Source organism: Bradyrhizobium sp. UFLA05-112, assembly GCF_053572325.1.
In genome coordinates this window covers 57,791-77,258 of record NZ_JBANBK010000022.1, presented here as the reverse complement: position 1 = coordinate 77,258, position 19,468 = coordinate 57,791, and the positions used below count along the sequence as shown (strand labels likewise).

The window sequence follows — 19,468 nt, the reverse complement described above, 5'->3', positions numbered from 1 at the left end:
AGCACCTCGCCTTTGCCATTCACCAGCCCAGCGTCGGCGCAAAAAGGTGTTCACCGCATGCGTCTTCGCCAGTCGCTCGGCGTTTCACCGGTCAGCTTTCTGAACGCTGCGGCGAAGGCGGTCTGGGAGGAATAGCCGAGCGCTACTGCGACCGAGACCACCGACACGTCGGTGTCACGCAGCATGCTCTTGGCTTGCTCGAGCCGGTGCTGGCGCAGCCAGGCATGCGGCGACAGCCCGGTACTTTCCTTGAAAGCGCGGCAGAAGTGGAAGCGCGACAAGCCTGCATCCGAAGCCAGCGCGGCAAGCGATAGGTCCGCATCGCTGTCCGAACGCAGGCGTTCGAGAGCGCGACCCAGCACCTTGGGCGACAGTCCGCCCATGACCGGCTGGATCGTTGCGGGTGAGCCGCCGTACGCCGTGAGCAGGCGCGTAGCCAGAAGATCCGTCAGCTGGTGTCTGAACAGCGTATCCAGCGCTGCACAGCCTTCCAGGGCGTCGGCCGCGCTCAGGAGCAGGCGGGATGTGATGGGGTCAGGATGTGCAGTTCGCTCGACAAGGTCGCCGGGCGCGGTTGTGCCGGCTTCGTGGGCAACGCGATTGAGCGTTGTCTGCGGAAGATAGAGCTGAAGGACACTCAAAGGCTGGTAGATGTCCCATCGTGAAGTTGAACCGGCCGGAATGACCGTCACGGCCCCGGGACGCGTCATTCCGTGCACAAACGCTCTACCGTCACGGCGCTCGAACTTCACCGGCTCGGCAGGGAACGTCATGATGACGTGGTCGGCCATGGGCCGGACGACGTCGTGCAGGGGATCATGCCTCCAGAAGGTGATCACGCCGCTGGATGGGTCTGAAGCCATGCGCAGTGGCACCATCTTGAGCACGCGTGTCATTTCCGCATCGGCATGCGGACACTCGCCGATCGGGATATCGCTTTGCTGTGGCTGGGACCTGTCTGGGTGATTGTTCTGCGAACGATCGCGCAGGATTGGCTTGCTGCCCATGGATCTGTCCTCACCGTTGAGGGGCATTTCGTTGAGCGTTCGGCGCACGTTCTACCCGCTCAACAGGTTCGACGTCTTTCCCAAAACGGCTGTGCTTTGCCTGATCATGCTCAAGCCGCCATCACACGCCCCTGTCCAACCGAATTGCAATCGAATGCGGCGAACGGTCGCGGCCTGTTGCTTTCGAAACGAGTGCCGGTGCTACAAAGGTTCTTGTTGAGTGACGCCGTTGCGGATGGACAACAACGCTGACTCTCCTTTGAGAGCGCTATCAGTCCCGTGATCTGAGAATGCCAGCTTGCGGGTCCGGCCTAGTGTCCGCTTTCCCCCAAGAGCTGCTGGTCTCCCATTCCCCACGAAGCGCCTGACAGCGCGAATGCGCCCGTCTAGCTTGCCGGCACAACCGCTCCATGTCGGGCGAGTTTTGCCGAGGCTTGGCGGAAAACCTCGAACCCGACGTTGCCCGATCGTTACTTGGTATCAAGTCCATCAAGCAGCGCTCTTGCCTCGCGAGCGTCGGCAATCTGGAGGCTGTCTCCGCGCGTCTCGCATACCTGTGCAATGATTTGCCTCGCCTCGGCCTTCCTGTCCTGTGCAGCGCAGAGACGCGCGAGGCTAACTGCATTTCGCAACTCCCAGAAGAGCGCGCCCTGCTGCCTTGCCAGATGGAGCGCGTCGGAGAAGTATGCTTCTGCTGACGAGGCGGATCGGTGTGGTGACCCCTTCAGGATCAGTTCGCCTTTGATGCGCAACAACTCCGGGACGTACCACTCTTCGTGCCTGGCTTTGCAGCGCGCCAAGGCTTCATCGACCGCTGCAAGTCCGTTATCGATTTCATTTGCTTCACCGAGACAGACCGCGAGCTCGCCCAGCGGAAGCAGGAAGCGCGGCAGGAGCCTGGCGTCACCCGCACGACCGATTTCACTGCGCAAGAGCGCCAGTCCGGCGTCGACGTTACCCCGTTTCGCCATGACCATCCCCCTGAAACAACCAGCCCAAAGCCGCCATAGTCGTATCGCGTGGCGTTCGGTGTGCTCGAACAACACGTCACCGTAGTGCTCCGCCGCGTCGAGATCGCCGGCCCAAAAAGCGATCGGGCACGCGGCCTGTCCCAGCACACTACAGAAAGTCAAGGCGTGGCCGTTCGCGCGCCCCTCCTCGATGTTGCGCTCGACAAGCCGTAGCGCCTGACCCGCAAAACCCTGCAGCCACAGGATGCGGGCACGGAAATAGTGCGTCGAGATGCGAAGATCGAGGGGGAAAATCCTGGGCCTTCCTACCAGGCGATCGAGAGACACATCCACTCGATCGATGTGATTGCGGGCATCCTTCTGGTTTCCGAGAAAGTGCAGCGAGACGGCGAGAAGGCGATCGCCCAGCATCGAGTCGGTCGGATCGGCCGTGTCCTCTGCCGCCCTGGTGAAGCGCTGAGCGAATTCGAGCGCCTTGAGAAATTCGCCATTGTTGAACTGATCGACACACAGGCCCCACAGCGCACGCAGGCGATAGTCCTTGTCGTCGAGCCGTTCCGCCAATTCGAGGGTGTTCGCCAGGGCCGGACCCGTCTCTCTCGCACGTCCCTGGCTGTAGGTCAGCGACCAGCCTAACGCCGCCGAGAGCTGCATGCGCAGGCGTGTTGCGCCGGTAGCGCCATCATCCAGCCGCGCGAGCGCCAATTCGGTACGCTCGCGACATTCGCCGAACAGTGACAGGTGGACCCATAAAGGTACTGCCGCGGCAGTCAACGCAGCGCCGACCTGCAAATCGCCGTCCGCAGAGAATGCCCAGTCGAGGCCCGCACGGACATTGCCGAGATATCGGCCGTAGCGTTTCTGCCAATCGGCTTGCGGCAAGGAATTACTCTCGGCTTCGGCCCGAAGGAGGGCAGCCCGGAAATATTCCGCATGACGACGTGCGGCTTCCCGATACTCGCCCACAGCCCGCAGTTTCTCGAGCGCGTAGGCGCGCGTCGTGTCCAGGAGACGATAGTGATCGTCCCCGGCTTGAAAGTCTGCGGCGACGAGCGACTTAACGACCAGTCCAGCCAGCATGTCTGCGGCCGTCGCGTCCATATCTGCCGTCACCGCGGCAGCAGCATCGAGGGAAAAATTGCCATTGAATACCGCGAGGTGGCGTAGCACTCGGGCCTCGGTCTCCGAAAGCAACTCATAACTCCAGTCGAGGGTCGCGAGCAGAGTCTGATGCCGCGGCAGTGCCGTTCGAAAGCCGCTGGTCAGGAGATTGAAGCGATCGTGCAGGCGCGCCGCGACCTGCTGCAATCCAAGCGTCGCGATGCGGGCCGCCGCGAATTCGATGGCAAGTGGGATGCCATCGAGCTGACGAGAAATCGACGCGACTAGTTGAAGATTTTCCGCGCTCGGCGAGAAGTCGGCATTCAACGCCTTTGTCCTCGCCACCAGAAGCTGCACTGCGCTATATCCGAGGACATCCCGATCTCCACCTTTCTCTTGTCCCGGAATATCGAGTGGAGGAACGCGATAGACGTACTCGCCATCGATGCGCAGTACCTCGCGGCTCGTCGCCAGTATCGTTGTATTTGGACAGGAACGTACGAGCGCTTCCGCCAGCCTCGCAGCCCCTTCGATGAGATGCTCGCAATTATCCAGCACCAACAGAAGTTTCTTTGTACCAATTTCACGCGTGATCGTTTCGACGGAAACCTCGTCGCCACGTTGCGTGAGGCCTAGAACTGCCGCGACCACGAGCGGCACCATCGCGGGGTCCGATAGCGAGGCCAGTTCCACGAGCAGACCATCGCCTCCGAAAGTCGCGAGCAGGCTGCGCGCAACCGCATGCGCGAGGACACTCTTTCCGATACCCCCTGGTCCCGTCATGGTGACCATTCGATAGGTCGAAAGGAGCTCCGATAGCTGGATTTCGGCAGCCGCTCTGCCGATCAATGCATTGGTTGGGGCCGTGAGATTTGTTACATGGCTTTGAATTGGTTCGGTAGTCGGCATGCCCACCGCGGCGACGGCCTCCTGCTGAATGACCCAATCTCCCAGCAATCGGTAGCCGCGACCCGCGATCGTTTTCAGGAGTCCCCGGTCGGGACCCAACGCTTTGCGTATGGCGGAGATTTGAGCTTGCAGCGTATTTTCCTCAACCGCTGCTCCGGGCCACACACGATTCATCAAATCGTACTTATCGATCAGCTCGCCCGCCGACTGGACCAGCGTCTCAAGGATTTCAAACGCCCGACTCCCAAGGTCAGCCGGAACGCCGTTCAGCCGCATCTCGCGGCGAGCGAGATCGATTTCCCAAGCGCCCGACCTGTAAACGGGCTGTCGGTCCTGGCCTCGCATCTGTACTCCTTTCGGGCATTTTAAGGCCATTTCGGACGGCTTTGCCGGACAATCTGCGGTTCCCGCACAGTGCTTTTCAGGACTTTTCAGAACTGGCTCAAGGAGAAATGCAGTCCGTGAGGATAGGGTCAGTCATCGAACATTCTCTGGGCCGCAAAGCCATGACCACAAATGGATTGATTACGATCGAAAGTCGCAACGGACCCGAGGAAACGATGAATCGGTTCGAGGCCGAGGTCCGCGCCAGGGGAATGACCGTCTTTGCCCATATTGATCACGCCGCGGGCGCGACCGCCGCGGGGCTCCCGCTGCGGCCCACGGAACTCTTGATCTTCGGCCATGCAAAGACCGGCACACCGCTGATGCAGTCGAATCAGATGATCGGCATAGATCTGCCGCTGAAGACCCTGGTCTGGCAGGACGCATCGGGCACCACGTGGTTGTCTTACAACGATCCAGCGTTTCTTGCGCACCACCATGGCGTGGACGGTGCAAACGATACGACCGTCAACGCCATGGCTGCCGCATTGCAGGCGATCGCAAGCAAGGCAACGACCGCAACCTGACGTCCAATGGCAGTTCAAGGACTAAACTTCGGAGCACGCCGATGACTATCACACAACCAATAGTCCAACGCGACATCCCGTTAGAGGAAAGGGTAAGCGCCGAAGACGAAACACCCTTGCAGACACCGGCGAATATCGCGCGGCCCTTTGATGCAGAGCTGCACGAGATCATCGACGCGATCGCGGCGATGGTCATGGGTGCACAGGCTGGGTCACGATGGTTGCGCGTTCAACCGCCGGATCTGGAAGAAGTGCGAGAGATCCTCAACAGTATCGCCGTGGACGGCAAGCGAGCTTGCGAACTCGTCGTTCGGCTTCGAGCGGTTCTGAGCGCAGGAGCCCAAACAGCGCAGAGCATCAGCAAGGGCGTTTTTTGCGGATCCCACGATCCTTGCTAACGGGTCCGGGCGATGTTCGGTCTGCACCGATTGCGTCGAAAAACTTCTGACGTCCCATTCGAGGACTGAAATTCGCGATGCCCGTCGTCGGAGTGCAGTTTGAATGTGCCGGGAGGCTCGCTGATTGCGGTAGCAAGAGATGACGCCGCCCCCAGAGTCTCCAACACCGCCGCGCTGGGCCCTTATTATCGCGCACCGCCGCCCAACACTTCCGAACTCGCCAGGCCCGCAGTCTCTCTCCCGGCGAAGCTTCCTCGAGTCCTCAAGGGGATGATCCCACCGAACGGACCGCGAACGAAGCCCTGCACAGGGCAAGGATTTCCTCTGATCGCCGTCATAAATCCGTAATCTTACGTCACTGAGCCTTTGCGGGCCCGACCTCATGACTTAGGTTAGGTATAAGGAGACGGGGCAAAATATGACGGAACGCGATCAACCAGGAACGACGCCACGTGACCGCCTTCTTGAAGCGGCTCACAAGGAGCTAGTTGATTTCGAGCGGCGCGAGAACGAGTTCCGGAAAAAGGATCGCGACGAGCGGGCCGCAGAGTTGCGACTTCCTCTGGAAGTGATCAAGATTCACTAGGGTTTGCGGGCTGCGTGCTACTCTTGCCAGGGCACGACAGCTGCCGCCCTCACGCCGCCCATCCGCCCGGCGGGTTCAGCCGAGTTGATCGATTTCGCCGCCTCCGAATATGTTTCAGTCGCAACGGCACCGCTTGTGAAGCGCTCTTGCACTGGCTTGGGCTTGAATTCGACCGCCGCGGCGCTGGGGCTGACCGGCTGGTCAACCATATTGGTGTTGACGAGATTGATCAGTCGCAACTCGTCCCGTGACAGCTCATGCAGATCCTCCCAGGGCGGCACGTTCAACGAAAGCGACAACAGGTCGCCCGCGCCACCCATCTCGAAGGTGTATTTGGCGAGACGCCCGATATCGCGTTCCACGATTGTTAGATCATCTGCGCTGTAGCTCGCGGCCCTGGCGTCGTTGGCGCGGTCGCCCATCCATATCTGATGCACGCGAACATGGGCAGTCTCTGGCACGTAACGCGTCTTGCCCGACAGAAGCAGGAACACGCACATCGACTCGCAATAGGCCACGGGCGTCATGTTGACAGGATCGCTCTGCGCGGTGTTGGTCTGAACGCTGACGCCGACGGTGGTCAGCGCCCCGAGACTGCGCCAGCGCCGACCAAGCGCCATCGAGTCGTTGACCGAACCGCCGCTGGAAACCAGCACGATGGCCACGCCGCCGAGCTGTCGGCCGCGCGCGAATTCATCGAAATCTCTTGGACTGGCGGAGGTCACGATGCCGACAGCGCTGATCCAGCCCCGGCAATTCGGCTGGCAGGCGACCCAGCTAAACTTCATTGGCAATTTGCGGTCTTCGCCGGCATGCGCCGAACCGCTCAGCATAGCCACCAATGCGATGCAAAGAGCCGCGCCAATGAGCAGCATCCAACCTCGGATTTCCGCCCAACGAGCGCGAGCGGAGATTGGATCGGAGATGCGGAGGCGCTCCGAGGATTCGGCCCGCGAGATGAGCATGATACCGTAACCTCGGCCTGACTATCGAGTCGGGCGGGGCCGCGTCGCGGCGGCGTACCTACAGCGACACGTGGTGCTGCCCGCCTGGCGGGACTGCTAGAGGATCGAATTTCAGCCAGGGCTGATGCTTGGCGCGCCATTTCGGACCAGGGCCGCGCATGTAGTGCAGCTCGGGCCGGTAACTGTCGCGCACGTCCAGAATCAGGTTGCGAACGACGCTGGCGAGGTCGGAGGCTGACTCAGCCGTCCTGCGAGCCCAACCTGACAATGCGGTTGCGTCCATGATTCTCATCGCTGTGACTCCTCGATTTGCCGCTCGATGGATCGGGCGATTAACACCCGGAGCGTAGGCACGAGAGGAGAAGCAAGCCATTGCACAGAGGTCGATCGCGTACAGCCCAATGGCTCAGAAGAGCACACCTAAGTTTAGGTCTGCCCACCCGAGACTTGGCCGGCTTTCAGACAAGCGCTTTTGATCCGACTCGGACCTGCCGCGATACGATGCGGCCCACCATGTGGGCGATGACAACTTGGAGCAAACAATGAAAAAACTTTTCACCTGTGTGGCAGCCGCGGGCTGCCTTGTCGCCTTCGTCTCCGTCGCTCAAGCCCGCTCCGCATACGACGGATCCTGGGACATCATTTTCGTGACGCAAAGAGGCGCTTGTGACGCGACCTATGATTTCACGGTCAACATCACGGATGGAATAGTGACACATCCAAATCTAGTCAGGTTCAGAGGCTACGTGGCGCGTTCCGGCATAGTCCGGGCGTCGGTGACCGTTCAGGATAAATTCGCCTCCGGCGCGGGCAGGCTCTCGGGCAATTCTGGCCGCGGGACGTGGAGTGGCTATTCAGGAAACGCGCGATGCTCGGGCTAGTGGACCGCGCAGCGAAATTGAGGCGCTGAGCCCAGACATTTCGCGAAATTCCCGATGGGGAGTCACTCCGCCGCGAGCGCGCGGTGTCGCAGCGGCAAGCCAAGGTGTTCCCATACATCGACCAGCGCTTCAGCGAGCGCATCGATCAGTGCGTCATCATGGTAGGGCGTCGGCGTGATGCGCAGCCGTTCGGTACCACGCGGAACGGTCGGATAGTTGATCGGTTGCGCATAGATGTCGTGCTCGGCGAGCAGGAGGTCGCTCGCTTCCTTGCACTTCTTCGGATCACCCACCATGACAGGCACGATGTGTGTCTCACTTGGCATTACCGGCAGACCTGCTGCGTTGAGCACAGCCTTGACCCGCGCGGCACGGTCCTGATGGCGGTCGCGTTCCCATTGCGACGTCTTGAGGTGCCGGATTGCAGCGGTAGCAGCGGCGCAGACCGCCGGCGGCAGCGCGGTGGTGAAGATGAATCCCGGCGCATAGGAGCGCACCGCATCGATGATGTCGGCGCTCGCCGCGATGTAACCGCCGAGGCAGCCGAAGGCCTTCGCCAGCGTGCCCTCGACCACGTCGATGCGATGCAAGGCCCCTTCCCTCGCGGCGATGCCGGCACCGCGCTGACCGTACATGCCAGCCGAATGGACCTCATCGATATAGGTCATGGCGCCATAGCGCTCCGCGAGATCGCAGATGCGGCTCACCGGTGCGACGTCGCCGTCCATCGAGTAGAGCGCCTCGAATACGATCAGCTTCGGCCGCTCAGGTGCCTCCGCCGCAAGCAATTCTTCGAGATGACCGATGTCGTTGTGGCGCCAGATCTTCTTTTCCACCCCGGCACGCCGCACGCCCTCGATCATCGAATTGTGGTTCCAGGCGTCCGACAGGATTACGCAGTTTGGAAGCAGCTTGGCGATCGTCGGGATGCCGGTCTCGTTGGAGACGTACCCCGAGGTGAAGACCAGCGCCGCTTCCTTGCCGTGCAGGTCGGCGAGTTCCCGCTCGAGCTCGACCAGCGGATGGCTGGTACCGGAAATGTTGCGGGTGCCGCCCGCGCCAGCACCCATGCGGGTCGCGGTCTCGACCATGGCGCCGATCACCTTAGGATGCTGGCCCATGCCGAGGTAGTCGTTCGAGCACCAGATCACGACCGAGCGCGGGCCGTCCGGGGAATGCCATATCGCATACGGGAAACGCCCGGCGATGCGCTCGAGATCGGCAAACACGCGGTAGCGCCGTTCAGTGTGTAAGCGAGCAAGCGCGGCGGAAAAGAAATGATCATGGGTCATGGAGCAAAATCTCCGTCCGGTTTGTGCTCGGCGATCGGGATTTCCCCGGTCCAACGAGCCGCCGTGCCTCTCTCCGATCCGGCGCCGTCACCTATCCAGGCCTTGCGAAGGGGCGGCCGGTCCTCGGGAGGGGAAGGACCGGCCGCGGCGAGCCACGGCGAAGGGACGGGGGCGCCGAGGCCAAGCAGTTGCGAAGCTGTCGGTCTCCGCGAGGCAAATTGGTATCCGACAAGGAATGTCGGGGCGAGTGAAGCAATGTAAATCTCAGCAAATCTTAGCGAATGCGTAGGCCGGCGCATCGATCACACCCGTTATGAGACGTGATCCGCCTCTTCACCCTAAGCTCCCCGGCCTCCCTGTTTGCCGATCACACACCGCCATCCGGCAAGGCGCTCGGCCGGATGCTCCTTCATCCAGTCGGCAAGCTGCGGTGCTCCCATCAGGCACGACTGCACGGAGACGTTAGCGAAGTCCGAGGTGGTGACGGTCTGCTCGTAACAGTTTGTCGGAGAGGACAGGCTGCAAAGCACGGCAATGATCTTGATCACGACAGCAGATCCCCGCCACTGATCGCGTGAACCGCCGGCCTTTGGTCGCCCTGCTCGCTGTTGGGAGCATCTGACGGGAAGACGCTTTCATATATCGCACGAGCTTCTCGAATGAGGCGGATACGCTCGCGCTCGGATTTTGAAACAAATCGAATAACCTCACCCATAGCATGCTCCTATTGAATTATGACCATCATTTCTTATGGAGACTTGGTGTCCCTAGCGCCGACGTTGAAGCCCCTCAGGCGGTAACGAAGAGATAAAAAGCGCGTGACATCCGGGTCGGCCGAGATTGCTTAAGAGCAGCCTAAGAGAAGGCGACCTCGCTAATGTCGATTGACACCATCAGCATATCCAGGATCGGACGCCGGTCGGGACCGCGCGTGTATGCGCGACGCTTGCTCTGCAGGCGAATGCCGCCCGCCTCAGTATATTCCAGCATCAGCTGTGCGGCGGGAAAGCCGCCGGCGATATTGACGCTGTAATCGTGGCGGCGAAGCTCGAATTTTTCGTCGAAGAAGAAATCCTGAACTTGGCAATGCGTCTCGATCGAGCCCGGAAAATGGACACGCAGCACTCGCCATGTCTCCTCCCTCTCTTGCCAGGGCACAGTCTCCTCGACGTGGAAGCCGTCCATTGCAAAGGCAAAGGGTGTGGCGAGGTAGGTCCACAGCGCTTCGCCGTTGAAATAGGCACGGTGCAGAGCGTCCCAGGGCGTATGCATCTGGTGCCCGGCAAAGGAATCCCTGGGCATGCGCCGCTCGGCAACGACTGCACCATCGAGCTTCTCGATGGCGATGCGATCGGGAGTGAACATGGTCCGCTGATCCGCCGCCCCATAAGGGGCGACTGACGATCGCTCCTCGTGCAGCCATACGGTCATGCGGCGCGGATTTGCATCCTGTAGTACGCCTTTCAAGGGAAAGAAGCCGCCGCCACTGACAATGGTGGCCTCAACCTTGTCGTAGCTGCGCCAGCGCTTAAGGCCGCCATGCGCATCCAGAACTTTCGCCAATAGCTCGTTCATGGCTTTCCTTTCCAATCCTCGAGCGCGATCGCCGGCATTTCGAAATCAAACTGCACGGCCCTCTCCCGATCCCTGGTTGCCCTCCGATCCGGCGGGCTCTAGCGCGTCGCCTCGGCTCTCTGTTGTGGGCTTTGCGGCTTGCTCCCTTTACCCGCCGTCAAGACCGCGATCTGATTGGGAGAGGCAGGCATGCCACGCAGCGTCAGCGTGGGGACGGAGGGGGTCTCCTGAACGTGTGCCGAGCCCAGAATGGAAATCTGGAGCGCGGTGATCGGAAAGCCCGCCCTTTCATAAGTCGGAAGCTCGGCAGCCGCAGCCACATCGGCTCCGTTTGCGATGGCGGCCGAAAGGGCGGCAAACAAGACTAGACGTTTCATGGGTGCATCTCCTTTGGTTCTACTTCCTGGTTACGGTGGGCGTTGGGTTAGTGCGTCGATGTGACAGCAGCCTTCGACGTGGGGGTGGTGGCGCCGACGTTGTATCGGGGAGCCGGGACCGCGCTTGAGAGCTTGCCGGACATCATGCGGCGCGCGGTCTCGTAGCTGTCCCAGTCGACCTTGTCGGCGAGAGACGGAATGGTGACGACCTCGCCCTGGTCGAGACCGGCCAGTGCGGCGTCGACCATGTCACCGGCGGACATCACGATCGCGGCAGGGAGATGGTGGAGCGGCACGCCGGCGGCGTCCCAGAAGTCTGTCGCGGTCGCGCCGGGCAGCACGGCCTGGACGCGCACGCCTTTCTCGGCGAGTTCGTGGTGCAACGAGAGCGAGAAAGCCAGCACGTAGGCTTTACTGCCACCGTAAACGCCATTGAGGGTTTCCGGAGAGATCGCGACGATGGACGAGATGTTGATGATCGTGCCCTTGCCGCGCGTGACGAAGCCCGGAGCCGCTGCATAGGTCAATCGGGTTAGCGCACCGACATTGAGACGGATCATGTCGTCCATCCTTTCGATATCGGCGTTGAGTAGCGGTGCGGTGGCTCCGACGCCGGCATTGTTGACCAGGAGCGTGATGTCCGCATTCGCGCGCAGGATCGCCTCGACCTTGGCGAGATCCGCCTTGTCGTTGAGGTCGGCTGCGACGGTGTCGACGGAGCGGCCGGTCGAGTTTCTCAAGCGTTGCGCCAGGCCGGCGAGACGAGTCTTGTCGCGGGCGACCAGGATCAGGTCGTAACCACGCTTGGCCAGACGGTCGGCGTAGATAGCACCGATGCCTGCCGATGCGCCGGTGATGAGGGCGGTGCCTTTGTTGGTGGTGCTCATGGACGTTCTCCGTTATGCCGTCCACACCTAAGGCCTTCCGAAATCTGACGCCATCTGGCAAAATCGAGAGCTATCCTTCCAAAATATGGAAGAGGAGCCGATGGACCGTCTGGACGCGATGTCGACCTTCCTGGCCGTGGTCGAAACCGGCAGCCTGTCGGCCGCGGCGCGGCAATTGAAAACGCCATTGCCAACAGTCAGCCGCAAGGTCTCCGAGCTCGAGTCCCATCTGCGGACGAAGCTGTTCAACCGGTCGAGCCGCAAACTGGTCTTGACCGACGCGGGCAGCTCCTATTTTGCTGCCTGTAAGCGCATTCTGGCGGATGTGACCGAGGCCGAGCGCGCCGCCTCCGGCGAATATTCTGCTCCGACCGGAGAGCTGATCTTGACAGCTCCGGTCGGACTTGGCCGCGCTTACCTCATCCCGATCCTGGCGGATTTCCTCAAGGCCTACCCCGATATCAAGGCCAGTCTTCTCCTCGCAGATCGCGTGCAGAGTCTGTTTCAGGAGCAGATCGACATCGGGCTCCGCATCGGCACTCTTCCCGACAGCAGCCTGATGGCGGTGCGCCTGGGTACGATGCGTCGCATGGTTTGCGCCAGTCCCGCCTATCTCGCAGCGCACGGAACACCGCGCACGCCGGACCATCTCGCCGGGCATGACTGCATCACTTATGCAGGCTTCATGTCCCCTGATGTTTGGACATTCTTCAAGGACAAAGTGGCGGTCGCGGTGCCCGTGCATGCGCGGCTCGTGGTCGGCAGCGCCGAGGCCGCCTGCGACGCCGCGTGCGCCGGCATCGGAATTACCTCCGCCTTCACCTATCACTTCCAGACCGCGCTTGAACGCGGAGCCCTCACGAGCTTGCTCGACGAATACCAGCCGGCACCGCTGCCGGTTAATCTCGTGTACGCAGCCAACCGGTTTCTGCCGATCAAGGTCCGTGCTTTCCTCGACTTTGCGGCGCCGAGACTGAAGAAAGTCTTCGCGGAGCTCCAGCCGCCTGTCTAAGGCGCGGAGCTCATTGGCGCGTAGCCAATGCAGATTGATGCGCGCTTGGCGAATGCCAGCTTACTTCCGCTTTCGGCGGCACAGCGGACGTGACCGAATTAGGTTGCTGGATCGCTTCAGCCGCGAATGACTCGGACATTGCCAAGCCTGCCGCCCGGACTAGGCGGCCTGAACCAGGCCTGCGACGTTTTACTTTTTTTAACTGCCCGAATGCTCGCTGCTGTTCGATAGTGCCGGTACACGACCGCCACATTGGTCGGCATGCTTTGGAAATGACGGTCAACGCGGAGGAGTAGTATCATGGCAATCAAAAACATCGTTCTTGTGCATGGCGCTTTTGCCGACGGTTCTTGTTGGGCAAAGGTCATTCCGTTGCTCACGAAGCGCGGGCTGAAGGCGATCGCCGTTCAAAATCCTCTCAGCTCCTTGGCTGACGATGTCACTGCTGCTCACCGAGTCATCGGGATGCAGGAAGGTCCGGTTATCCTGGTCGGTCACTCCTGGGGCGGCGCCGTCATTACGGAAGCCGGCAACCATGCTCAGGTGAAGGGTCTTGTCTATGTCGCGGCTGGCGCGCCAGATAGCGGTCAGTCGTTCGCTGATTGGTGGAAGGACTATACGCCCGCGCCGGGCGCAGCCGAAATCAAGCCTTACGGCGAAGGCTATGTCGCATTGACTCCCGAGGGGGTTCGCAAGCACTTTGTACAGGACATTCCGTCGGACGAGGCCGATATCGTGTACGCGACCCAAGGCCCGCCGGCCGTGAAGTGCTTCGGCGACAAGGTCACCGAGGCAGCTTGGCGCTCCAAACCAAACTGGTACATCGTCGCAGCCCAAGACGAGACCATTCCTCCTGGAGTCGAGCGCGATTCCGCGAAGCGAATGGGTGCCGAGACCCTCGTGCTGGAAAGCTCGCACGTGCCGATGCTTTCTCAGCCCGATGTCGTTGCAGAATTCATCGCCAAAGCGGCGTCGTCTCTTTGAGACTCGGGAAAATTGGGATCGCAGGCAGACCTTGTCTGCCGTTTAGATGCATCTGCAGGCGTCGGCTTTTTGACCTCGCCGAAGTTGACGCTGGTACTGATGATGAATGTAGGGCGGAACGATCGCAGTGTTAGATCGGACGAGCCCGCCTGCGAATCCCGTTAGCAATGGACCTCAATGATTCCGGAGCGGCTTGATCCACCAGACTGCACCGCAGCCCATCGTCAGCCGCACCGAAGATCGCCGTGGCGAGACCCGGTCTCAGAAGCTTGCAGGAGAGCGTCGTCAGGATGCCCTGAAATGATGGCCAATACACTCTGAACTCCGTGGTGTTGCAATGAGCGTGAGACGTATCGCGACGCGTCTTATTCCATCGAACTTGTTGAGAATTTCGCCGCCGCAACCATCGTCATCCCAACCATAGCTCTGCCCATGGATCATCGACATGATTTTGAGGCTGCAGCCTAAGCGCCCGCGGCGCAAACATGCTGTTCGACCCGTAAACCTGAGCGTGCGGACGCTCCAGGGACTTGGCCGCGGCATGCGTTGGGTGAGCTGCAAGAGCAGGGGAAGAGGCAAGCGCAATGCCGAGCGCCATTGTTGCGAAGACGAGAACAGGGTGTCGTGATTTTTGAACGGTCATTTCGATTCTCCATTTGTTGGGTCATGTGGCGAACGATTGGTTGACCTTCGCCGCACCATTGAATGATTAGGCCACGCTCATCGTGCTTGGGGACGATGCCCTGCGGGATGGATGTGTCCGCTCCGCAGGTTCTCTCTTACGCCGGTCAGATCTCGGCGACCTCGACGATTGCCTTGGCGAAGGCCTGCGGCGCTTCCTGCGGCAGATTGTGTCCGATGCCGCCCCTGATAGTCCGGTGCTGGTACTTGCCCGAAAATTTCTTGGCGTAGGAACTCGGCTCCGGATGTGGCGCACCATTGGCGTCGCCCTCCATCGTGATGGTAGGCACCGTGATGACGGGAGATTCCGCAAGTCGCCTGTCCAGATCGTCGTATTGGGGCTCGCCCTTGGCGAGGCCGATTCGCCAGCGATAATTGTGGACTGCGATGGCGACTTGATCCGGATTATCCAGGGACGCTGCGCTGCGATCGAATATGGCTTCGTCGAAGTCCCATTTGGGCGAAGCGTGCTGCCAGATGAGCTTCGCAAATTCGTGCCGGTATTTGTCGTAGCCGGCCCGGCCATTTTCCGTGGCAAAGTAATATTGGTACCACCATGCGAGCTCGGCCTTTGGCGGCAACGGCACCATGTTTGGGCTGCCGATCAGATAACCGCTAACGGAGACCATGGCCTTGCAGCGCTCCGGCCAGAGCGCGGCGATGATGTTGGCAGTCCGCGCTCCCCAATCAAAACCGGCGAGGGTCGCCTTCTCGATCTTGAGCGCGTCCAAGAGAGCGATGATATCCGTCGCGACCGCCGCTTGCTGGCCGTTCCGGAACGTTTCGCTGGAAAGAAAGCGCGTCGTGCCATAGCCGCGCAGATAGGGAATGATCACGCGGTTGCCGACCTGCGCCAGCAATGGCGCGACATCTACGAAGCTGTGAATGTCGTAGGGCCAGCCATGCAGGAGAACGACCGGTGGACCGTCGGCGGGACCAGCTTCTGCGTATCCGACATTCAGAAGGCCAGCGTCGATCTGCTTCAAAGGGCCAAACGACGTGTTGGTCCCCGCCTTGATCGCGCGCGCACCTTCCTGCTCCGCTCTGCTTGGTTGCGCCTCGGCAAAGCTGTTCAAGGCCAACTGAGCGGCAGCGATCGTCAGAGCTGCAGTGCTGAAAAAGCGCCGGCGCGGCTGGTTGATTTCTTCGGACTTCCTGGTCGTATCCATTGGTCAATCTCGCTGGGTGTTGGTCCGACCTGGACGAGGTTTCCTTCGTCCGGCTTCGATGCGAGCGAAGATGGCGCATGACCAGCGATCGATCCAACGAGTAATTTTTGATGTTTTAATCGATAAAATCGATTAAACTCCAGCACGGCGAGGCCACCGGAAATGCCACCGCTGAACGAGACAGATTTTTTCCTATCGCGCTTGTTCGGAATGAGCGTTGGTTTTGGGTGATGGAACAGGATTGCCGGATGACCCTTGAGCAGCTTCGCATTTTTGTTGCCGTGGCTGAATGCGAGCACGTCACCCGAGGCGCGCACCAGCTTAATCTGACCCAATCGGCGACGAGCGCCGCAGTCGCCGCGCTCGAAGAGCGATACGCGACCAAGCTGTTCGATCGGATCGGTCGTAGGATTGCGCTGACGGAGGCGGGGCGGCTATTCCTGAAGGAAGCAAAGGCGGTGCTTGCCCGTGCGTCCGCCGCCGCGAAGGTGTTGACCGACCTTGCCGACCTCACGCAAGGCTCGTTGGCGCTGGCTGCGAGTCAAACCGCGGCGAACTATTGGCTGCCTGTGGCGATCCAGAGCTATCGGTTGCGATATCCCGGCGTCATCGTCAGCACGACGATTGGCAACTCGGAAAATGTCGCAGCCATGGTTCGCGAAGGCAGCGCCGATCTCGGCTTGGTCGAAGCGGCAATTGATGATCCAACCCTCGTCATGGTTCCCGTTGCGGAAGACGAACTCATCCTTGTTGCGCCGCTAACCCATCCCTGGACGGCAAGAACGCCGCGATCGGCGCAGGAATTGAAGCGCGGACCTTGGGTGTTGCGCGAGCCAGGCTCAGGTACGCGATCGGTCTTCGAGGGCGCGCTGCCCGGCCTTGGCTTAACGAGCAAGGATCTCAACGTCGCGCTGGTGCTCCCATCGAATGAAGCGGTTCGCGCCGCGGCCGAGGCTGGCGCCGGGGTCACCGTGATATCCAGATTGGTGGTTGCGAATTCGATCAAGGCAGGCAACCTCGTTCCCGTCAAATTTCCTCTTCTGCATCGCCGCTTCGTCGCCCTTCGACACAAGGAGCGATACGTCAGCCGCGCGGAGCAGGCATTTCTTCAGGTGATTTCGAACGATGCTGCGAATCGTCAAAAAGGGAAGGGCAGCGCGCGAAGCTTCCGTCCAGCAAACATCGAGAGATAGAGTTTATCGGGACAGGCGACCTACCGAATATTCCTCGGACCGACGACGTCCGAAAAGTGCCATGAAACGAAATCGTGACCCCTTACCGCCAGGAATTGGACTAGCTTTGGTGTTGCAGGGAGGGATGCAGTGAAGCTATCCTCGCCGACTTTTTTTGCATCTGACCAGGCGCTGCCACGATCCCGGTCGTATTACGCATGACGCGCGAGAGCTGATCCGGCGCGCCCGGTGCAGTGGCTGCTCCGTCGCGCCGCCCTCTACATGACGGCAACGTGACTAAAGGACGTTTTCGCCGAATGGCCACTGAGCCAGGCTTGCGCCGTGACGATTTGAAAATGAACTCGGGAGGTCGGGATGAATTCGCTCACTCGCGGTTCGGCCATGCTCACGGTGACCACGCTCGCGGTCGTGTGCACCGTTGGAACTATCTTCTTCGCGTCCGCCCAATCGCTTCCGGCGTCACATCCGGAGATTTGCGCGAGGCCTACCTCCGACGTTGGTGCAGAAGCTTCCTTCCTGGCCGAGACCATCACCGCCATGAAAAGAATGATGGGCGATATGGCGGTGAAGCCGACCGGCGACGTTGATGCCGATTTTGTTGCGATGATGGTGCCGCATCATCAGGGTGCCATCGACATGGCGCTTGCCGTGCTTCGCCACGGCCGCAATCCGCAGATCAGGCGGTTGGCCCAGGAGATCATCGTGACTCAGCAACAGGAGATCGCGGTGATGCGCCTCGCTGTCGATCAGCGCCAACCCTCCGATCGAAGCGTGGAGCCGTGACATGAAACGCGCCGCTTATCTGGGGAGCCTCCTGGTATCGATCGTTCTCGTGGCGACGCGACATGCCGATGCCGGACAAGTCCCGGGCGCTGCCTCCAATCCCGATATCCCGATCAGCCACCGCGATCGCGTCTACGCCGCCGAGCAGTTCTCGAACACAGTCTCGGTCACCGATCCCGTCGACAACAGGCTGCTCGGCGTTATCCGGCTCGGCGATCCGCTGCCGGCGAGCTTCAGCCCACTCTATCGCGGCCAGTTGCTGGTGCACGGCTTGGGTTTTTCGCCCGATCATCGCACACTTGCCGCGGTCGCAATCGGCTCGAACGCCGTGAATTTCATCGATACCGCAACCAACACCGTCAAGCACGTCACCTACGTCGGGCGCTCGCCGCACGAGGCGTTCTTCACGCCGGACGGCAATGAAGTCTGGGTGGTGGTGCGGGGCGAGAACTATGTCGCGGTACTCGACGGCACGACCTACCAGGAAAAGACGCGGATCGTTGTGGCAAACGGACCGGGCATGACGATCTTTTCGCCGGACGGGAAGTACGGCTATGTCTGCTCGTCGTTCACGCCCGAGACCGCAGTTATCACTGTCGCCGACCACAAGATCGTCGGCAAGGTCCCGCAGGCGAGTCCGTTTTGTCCGAACATTGCCGCCACACCGGATGGTGCCCAGGTTTGGTTCACGTTGAAAGACACCGGCAAGGTCGAGGTGTTCGATGCCCAGCCGCCATTCGCGCTCTTGAAGACGATCGACACGGGGCCGATCACAAACCACGTCAACATCGTGCGCAACGCCAACGGCATGTTCGCCTATGTCACGATCGGCGGCCTCAACGAGGTCCAGGTTTATCGCACCAACGACTTCTCGAAGGTGGCAACCATTCCGGTCGGCAAGCTGCCCCACGGCGTCTGGCCGTCCGGTGACGGCACGCGGGTCTATGTCGGTCTCGAGAACGAGGACCGCATCGCCGCGATCGATACGCTGACGAACAAGGTGATCGCGACGAGCCCGATCGGACAGGCGGCGCAGGCGGTGGTCTACGTGCCAAATGCCAGCTCGATGATGAGCGTGAGCGACAACGCCGCGATGACGATGATGCCTGCAACCCCTGATCGTGCGGGAACGGAGAACCTGCAGCCACTCGGCGTAGCCGGGATGTCGACGCAGCTGTGGCTCGCGCCGCCCGGGCAGAAACCGGACCAGGCGCCCACTAGCGTCTCGCTCTCCGACCAAGGCCTGGTGCAAGTGCTCGAGGCTTCGGTCACCGGGCTTGAGCCCGGCAAGCCCTACGTGCTGGCGCTGGCGAACGAGGCGTCAGGCGGCGGTGCGCTGCAGCCTCTGCAGGGCTTCATGACCAATCCGGCGGGCGCGGCGGTCGTCACTGCGATCGGACCGATCCGGCAGCTCGTGCGCGGTGGTGACAAGGTCCAGCGCCGCTATCTGGTGATCGCGCCCGGTATGGTCGACGGCCCGGGCTCGCCGGTGCAGGTGCAGGCGGAATGATCGCGGTCGTGCCTGGATCGGGTCCGCGACAACCTGAGCAGCAATCGCAACGAAATCCTGCAGAGGTTTGCCCGAGGAAGAGCATTTTGAAGTTGCGCGTGAGTTCAAGGACGACATTTTCCGAGGATGGATCCGGGGAGCGATGACATCGGCAGATGCGCTCTCCCACTACTACTCGCACTTTACGCGAGACCAGGATCACTTCGAATCGAAATTTGCCTAGCTCAAGACGCCCCTGAAGGTTATTTGTGGCGAGAAAGATCTCTACATCAACGG

20 protein-coding genes are annotated in these 19,468 nt (G+C 60.8%); 8 read left to right on the top strand and 12 right to left on the bottom strand.

Going from position 1 to position 19,468, the window contains the following annotated elements; genetic code table 11:
* Window positions 1–50 precede the first annotated feature (50 nt).
* Both SO180_RS15480 and SO180_RS15475 read right to left on the bottom strand, forming a co-directional pair.
* The gene (locus SO180_RS15480; RefSeq protein WP_449379729.1) at window positions 51–1,034 is read right to left on the bottom strand and encodes a helix-turn-helix transcriptional regulator; all 984 of its coding nucleotides are present in this window, start codon (window positions 1,032–1,034) and stop codon (window positions 51–53) included.
* Between the two features lie 443 nt (window positions 1,035–1,477).
* Window positions 1,478–4,333: an ATP-binding protein gene (locus SO180_RS15475; RefSeq protein ID WP_449379695.1), complete on the bottom strand. Its 2,856-nt coding sequence runs from the start codon at window positions 4,331–4,333 to the stop codon at window positions 1,478–1,480.
* Between the two features lie 41 nt (window positions 4,334–4,374).
* Here SO180_RS15475 and SO180_RS15470 point away from each other — a divergent pair, with 41 nt between their 5' ends.
* From SO180_RS15470 to SO180_RS15460, 3 genes are all read left to right on the top strand, one after another.
* On the top strand, window positions 4,375–4,899 hold the full coding sequence (locus tag SO180_RS15470; protein ID WP_449379694.1) for a DUF302 domain-containing protein: 525 nt from the start codon (window positions 4,375–4,377) through the stop codon (window positions 4,897–4,899).
* 41 nt (window positions 4,900–4,940) lie between these two features.
* Window positions 4,941–5,297 (top strand): hypothetical protein, encoded by a 357-nt coding sequence (locus tag SO180_RS15465; protein WP_449379693.1) that lies wholly within the window; start codon window positions 4,941–4,943, stop codon window positions 5,295–5,297.
* 418 nt (window positions 5,298–5,715) lie between these two features.
* The gene (locus tag SO180_RS15460) at window positions 5,716–5,883 is read left to right on the top strand and encodes a hypothetical protein (RefSeq protein ID WP_449379692.1); all 168 of its coding nucleotides are present in this window, start codon (window positions 5,716–5,718) and stop codon (window positions 5,881–5,883) included.
* A 17-nt stretch (window positions 5,884–5,900) separates the two neighbouring features.
* Here the strand turns inward: SO180_RS15460 and SO180_RS15455 are convergent, their stop codons facing one another.
* From SO180_RS15455 to SO180_RS15420, 8 genes are all read right to left on the bottom strand, one after another.
* Window positions 5,901–6,671 (bottom strand): COG3904 family protein, encoded by a 771-nt coding sequence (locus SO180_RS15455; RefSeq protein ID WP_449379691.1) that lies wholly within the window; start codon window positions 6,669–6,671, stop codon window positions 5,901–5,903.
* A gap of 235 nt (window positions 6,672–6,906) precedes the next feature.
* Window positions 6,907–7,140 carry a hypothetical protein gene (locus tag SO180_RS15450; protein ID WP_449379690.1) on the bottom strand — a complete coding sequence of 78 codons (234 nt, stop codon included), beginning with the start codon at window positions 7,138–7,140 and terminating at the stop codon, window positions 6,907–6,909.
* 651 nt (window positions 7,141–7,791) lie between these two features.
* On the bottom strand, window positions 7,792–9,021 hold the full coding sequence (hemA, locus tag SO180_RS15445; RefSeq protein WP_449379689.1) for a 5-aminolevulinate synthase: 1,230 nt from the start codon (window positions 9,019–9,021) through the stop codon (window positions 7,792–7,794).
* 338 nt (window positions 9,022–9,359) lie between these two features.
* Window positions 9,360–9,569: a hypothetical protein gene (locus SO180_RS15440; protein ID WP_449379688.1), complete on the bottom strand. Its 210-nt coding sequence runs from the start codon at window positions 9,567–9,569 to the stop codon at window positions 9,360–9,362.
* Window positions 9,566–9,736, bottom strand: coding sequence for a hypothetical protein (locus SO180_RS15435; protein WP_449379687.1), 171 nt, complete (start codon window positions 9,734–9,736; stop codon window positions 9,566–9,568). The genes SO180_RS15440 and SO180_RS15435 overlap by 4 nt, the downstream gene beginning before the upstream one ends.
* A 140-nt stretch (window positions 9,737–9,876) precedes the next feature.
* Window positions 9,877–10,596 carry a hypothetical protein gene (locus SO180_RS15430; RefSeq protein WP_449379686.1) on the bottom strand — a complete coding sequence of 240 codons (720 nt, stop codon included), beginning with the start codon at window positions 10,594–10,596 and terminating at the stop codon, window positions 9,877–9,879.
* Window positions 10,597–10,694: 98 nt separating this feature from the next.
* Window positions 10,695–10,973, bottom strand: coding sequence for a hypothetical protein (locus SO180_RS15425; protein WP_449379685.1), 279 nt, complete (start codon window positions 10,971–10,973; stop codon window positions 10,695–10,697).
* Between the two features lie 47 nt (window positions 10,974–11,020).
* Window positions 11,021–11,860, bottom strand: coding sequence for an SDR family NAD(P)-dependent oxidoreductase (locus SO180_RS15420; RefSeq protein ID WP_449379684.1), 840 nt, complete (start codon window positions 11,858–11,860; stop codon window positions 11,021–11,023).
* Window positions 11,861–11,960: 100 nt separating this feature from the next.
* Between SO180_RS15420 and SO180_RS15415 the strand changes: the two genes are divergently transcribed.
* Both SO180_RS15415 and SO180_RS15410 read left to right on the top strand, forming a co-directional pair.
* On the top strand, window positions 11,961–12,872 hold the full coding sequence (locus SO180_RS15415) for a LysR family transcriptional regulator (protein WP_449379728.1): 912 nt from the start codon (window positions 11,961–11,963) through the stop codon (window positions 12,870–12,872).
* A gap of 300 nt (window positions 12,873–13,172) precedes the next feature.
* A complete protein-coding gene (locus SO180_RS15410) occupies window positions 13,173–13,856 on the top strand; it encodes an alpha/beta hydrolase (RefSeq protein ID WP_449379683.1) in 684 nt (227 codons plus the stop codon).
* Between the two features lie 788 nt (window positions 13,857–14,644).
* On the opposite strand, the gene SO180_RS15405 is transcribed toward SO180_RS15410, so the two are convergent.
* Together SO180_RS15405 and SO180_RS15400 are read right to left on the bottom strand one after the other, a co-directional pair.
* Window positions 14,645–15,706 (bottom strand): alpha/beta fold hydrolase, encoded by a 1,062-nt coding sequence (locus tag SO180_RS15405; RefSeq protein ID WP_449379682.1) that lies wholly within the window; start codon window positions 15,704–15,706, stop codon window positions 14,645–14,647.
* Window positions 15,637–16,041, bottom strand: coding sequence for a hypothetical protein (locus tag SO180_RS15400; RefSeq protein ID WP_474799255.1), 405 nt, complete (start codon window positions 16,039–16,041; stop codon window positions 15,637–15,639). The genes SO180_RS15405 and SO180_RS15400 overlap by 70 nt, the downstream gene beginning before the upstream one ends.
* On the opposite strand from SO180_RS15400, the gene SO180_RS15390 reads away from it, so the two are divergent.
* From SO180_RS15390 to SO180_RS15380, 3 genes are all read left to right on the top strand, one after another.
* Window positions 15,955–16,899, top strand: a complete 945-nt coding sequence (locus SO180_RS15390) for a LysR family transcriptional regulator (RefSeq protein WP_479683992.1) — start codon at window positions 15,955–15,957, stop codon at window positions 16,897–16,899. The genes SO180_RS15400 and SO180_RS15390 overlap by 87 nt on opposite strands.
* Before the next feature lie 354 nt (window positions 16,900–17,253).
* On the top strand, window positions 17,254–17,682 hold the full coding sequence (locus SO180_RS15385; RefSeq protein ID WP_449379680.1) for a DUF305 domain-containing protein: 429 nt from the start codon (window positions 17,254–17,256) through the stop codon (window positions 17,680–17,682).
* Window position 17,683: 1 nt separating this feature from the next.
* Complete coding sequence (locus SO180_RS15380; protein ID WP_449379679.1) at window positions 17,684–19,192, top strand: YncE family protein; 1,509 nt, start codon at window positions 17,684–17,686, stop codon at window positions 19,190–19,192.
* The last annotated feature ends 276 nt before the right edge of the window (window positions 19,193–19,468 follow it).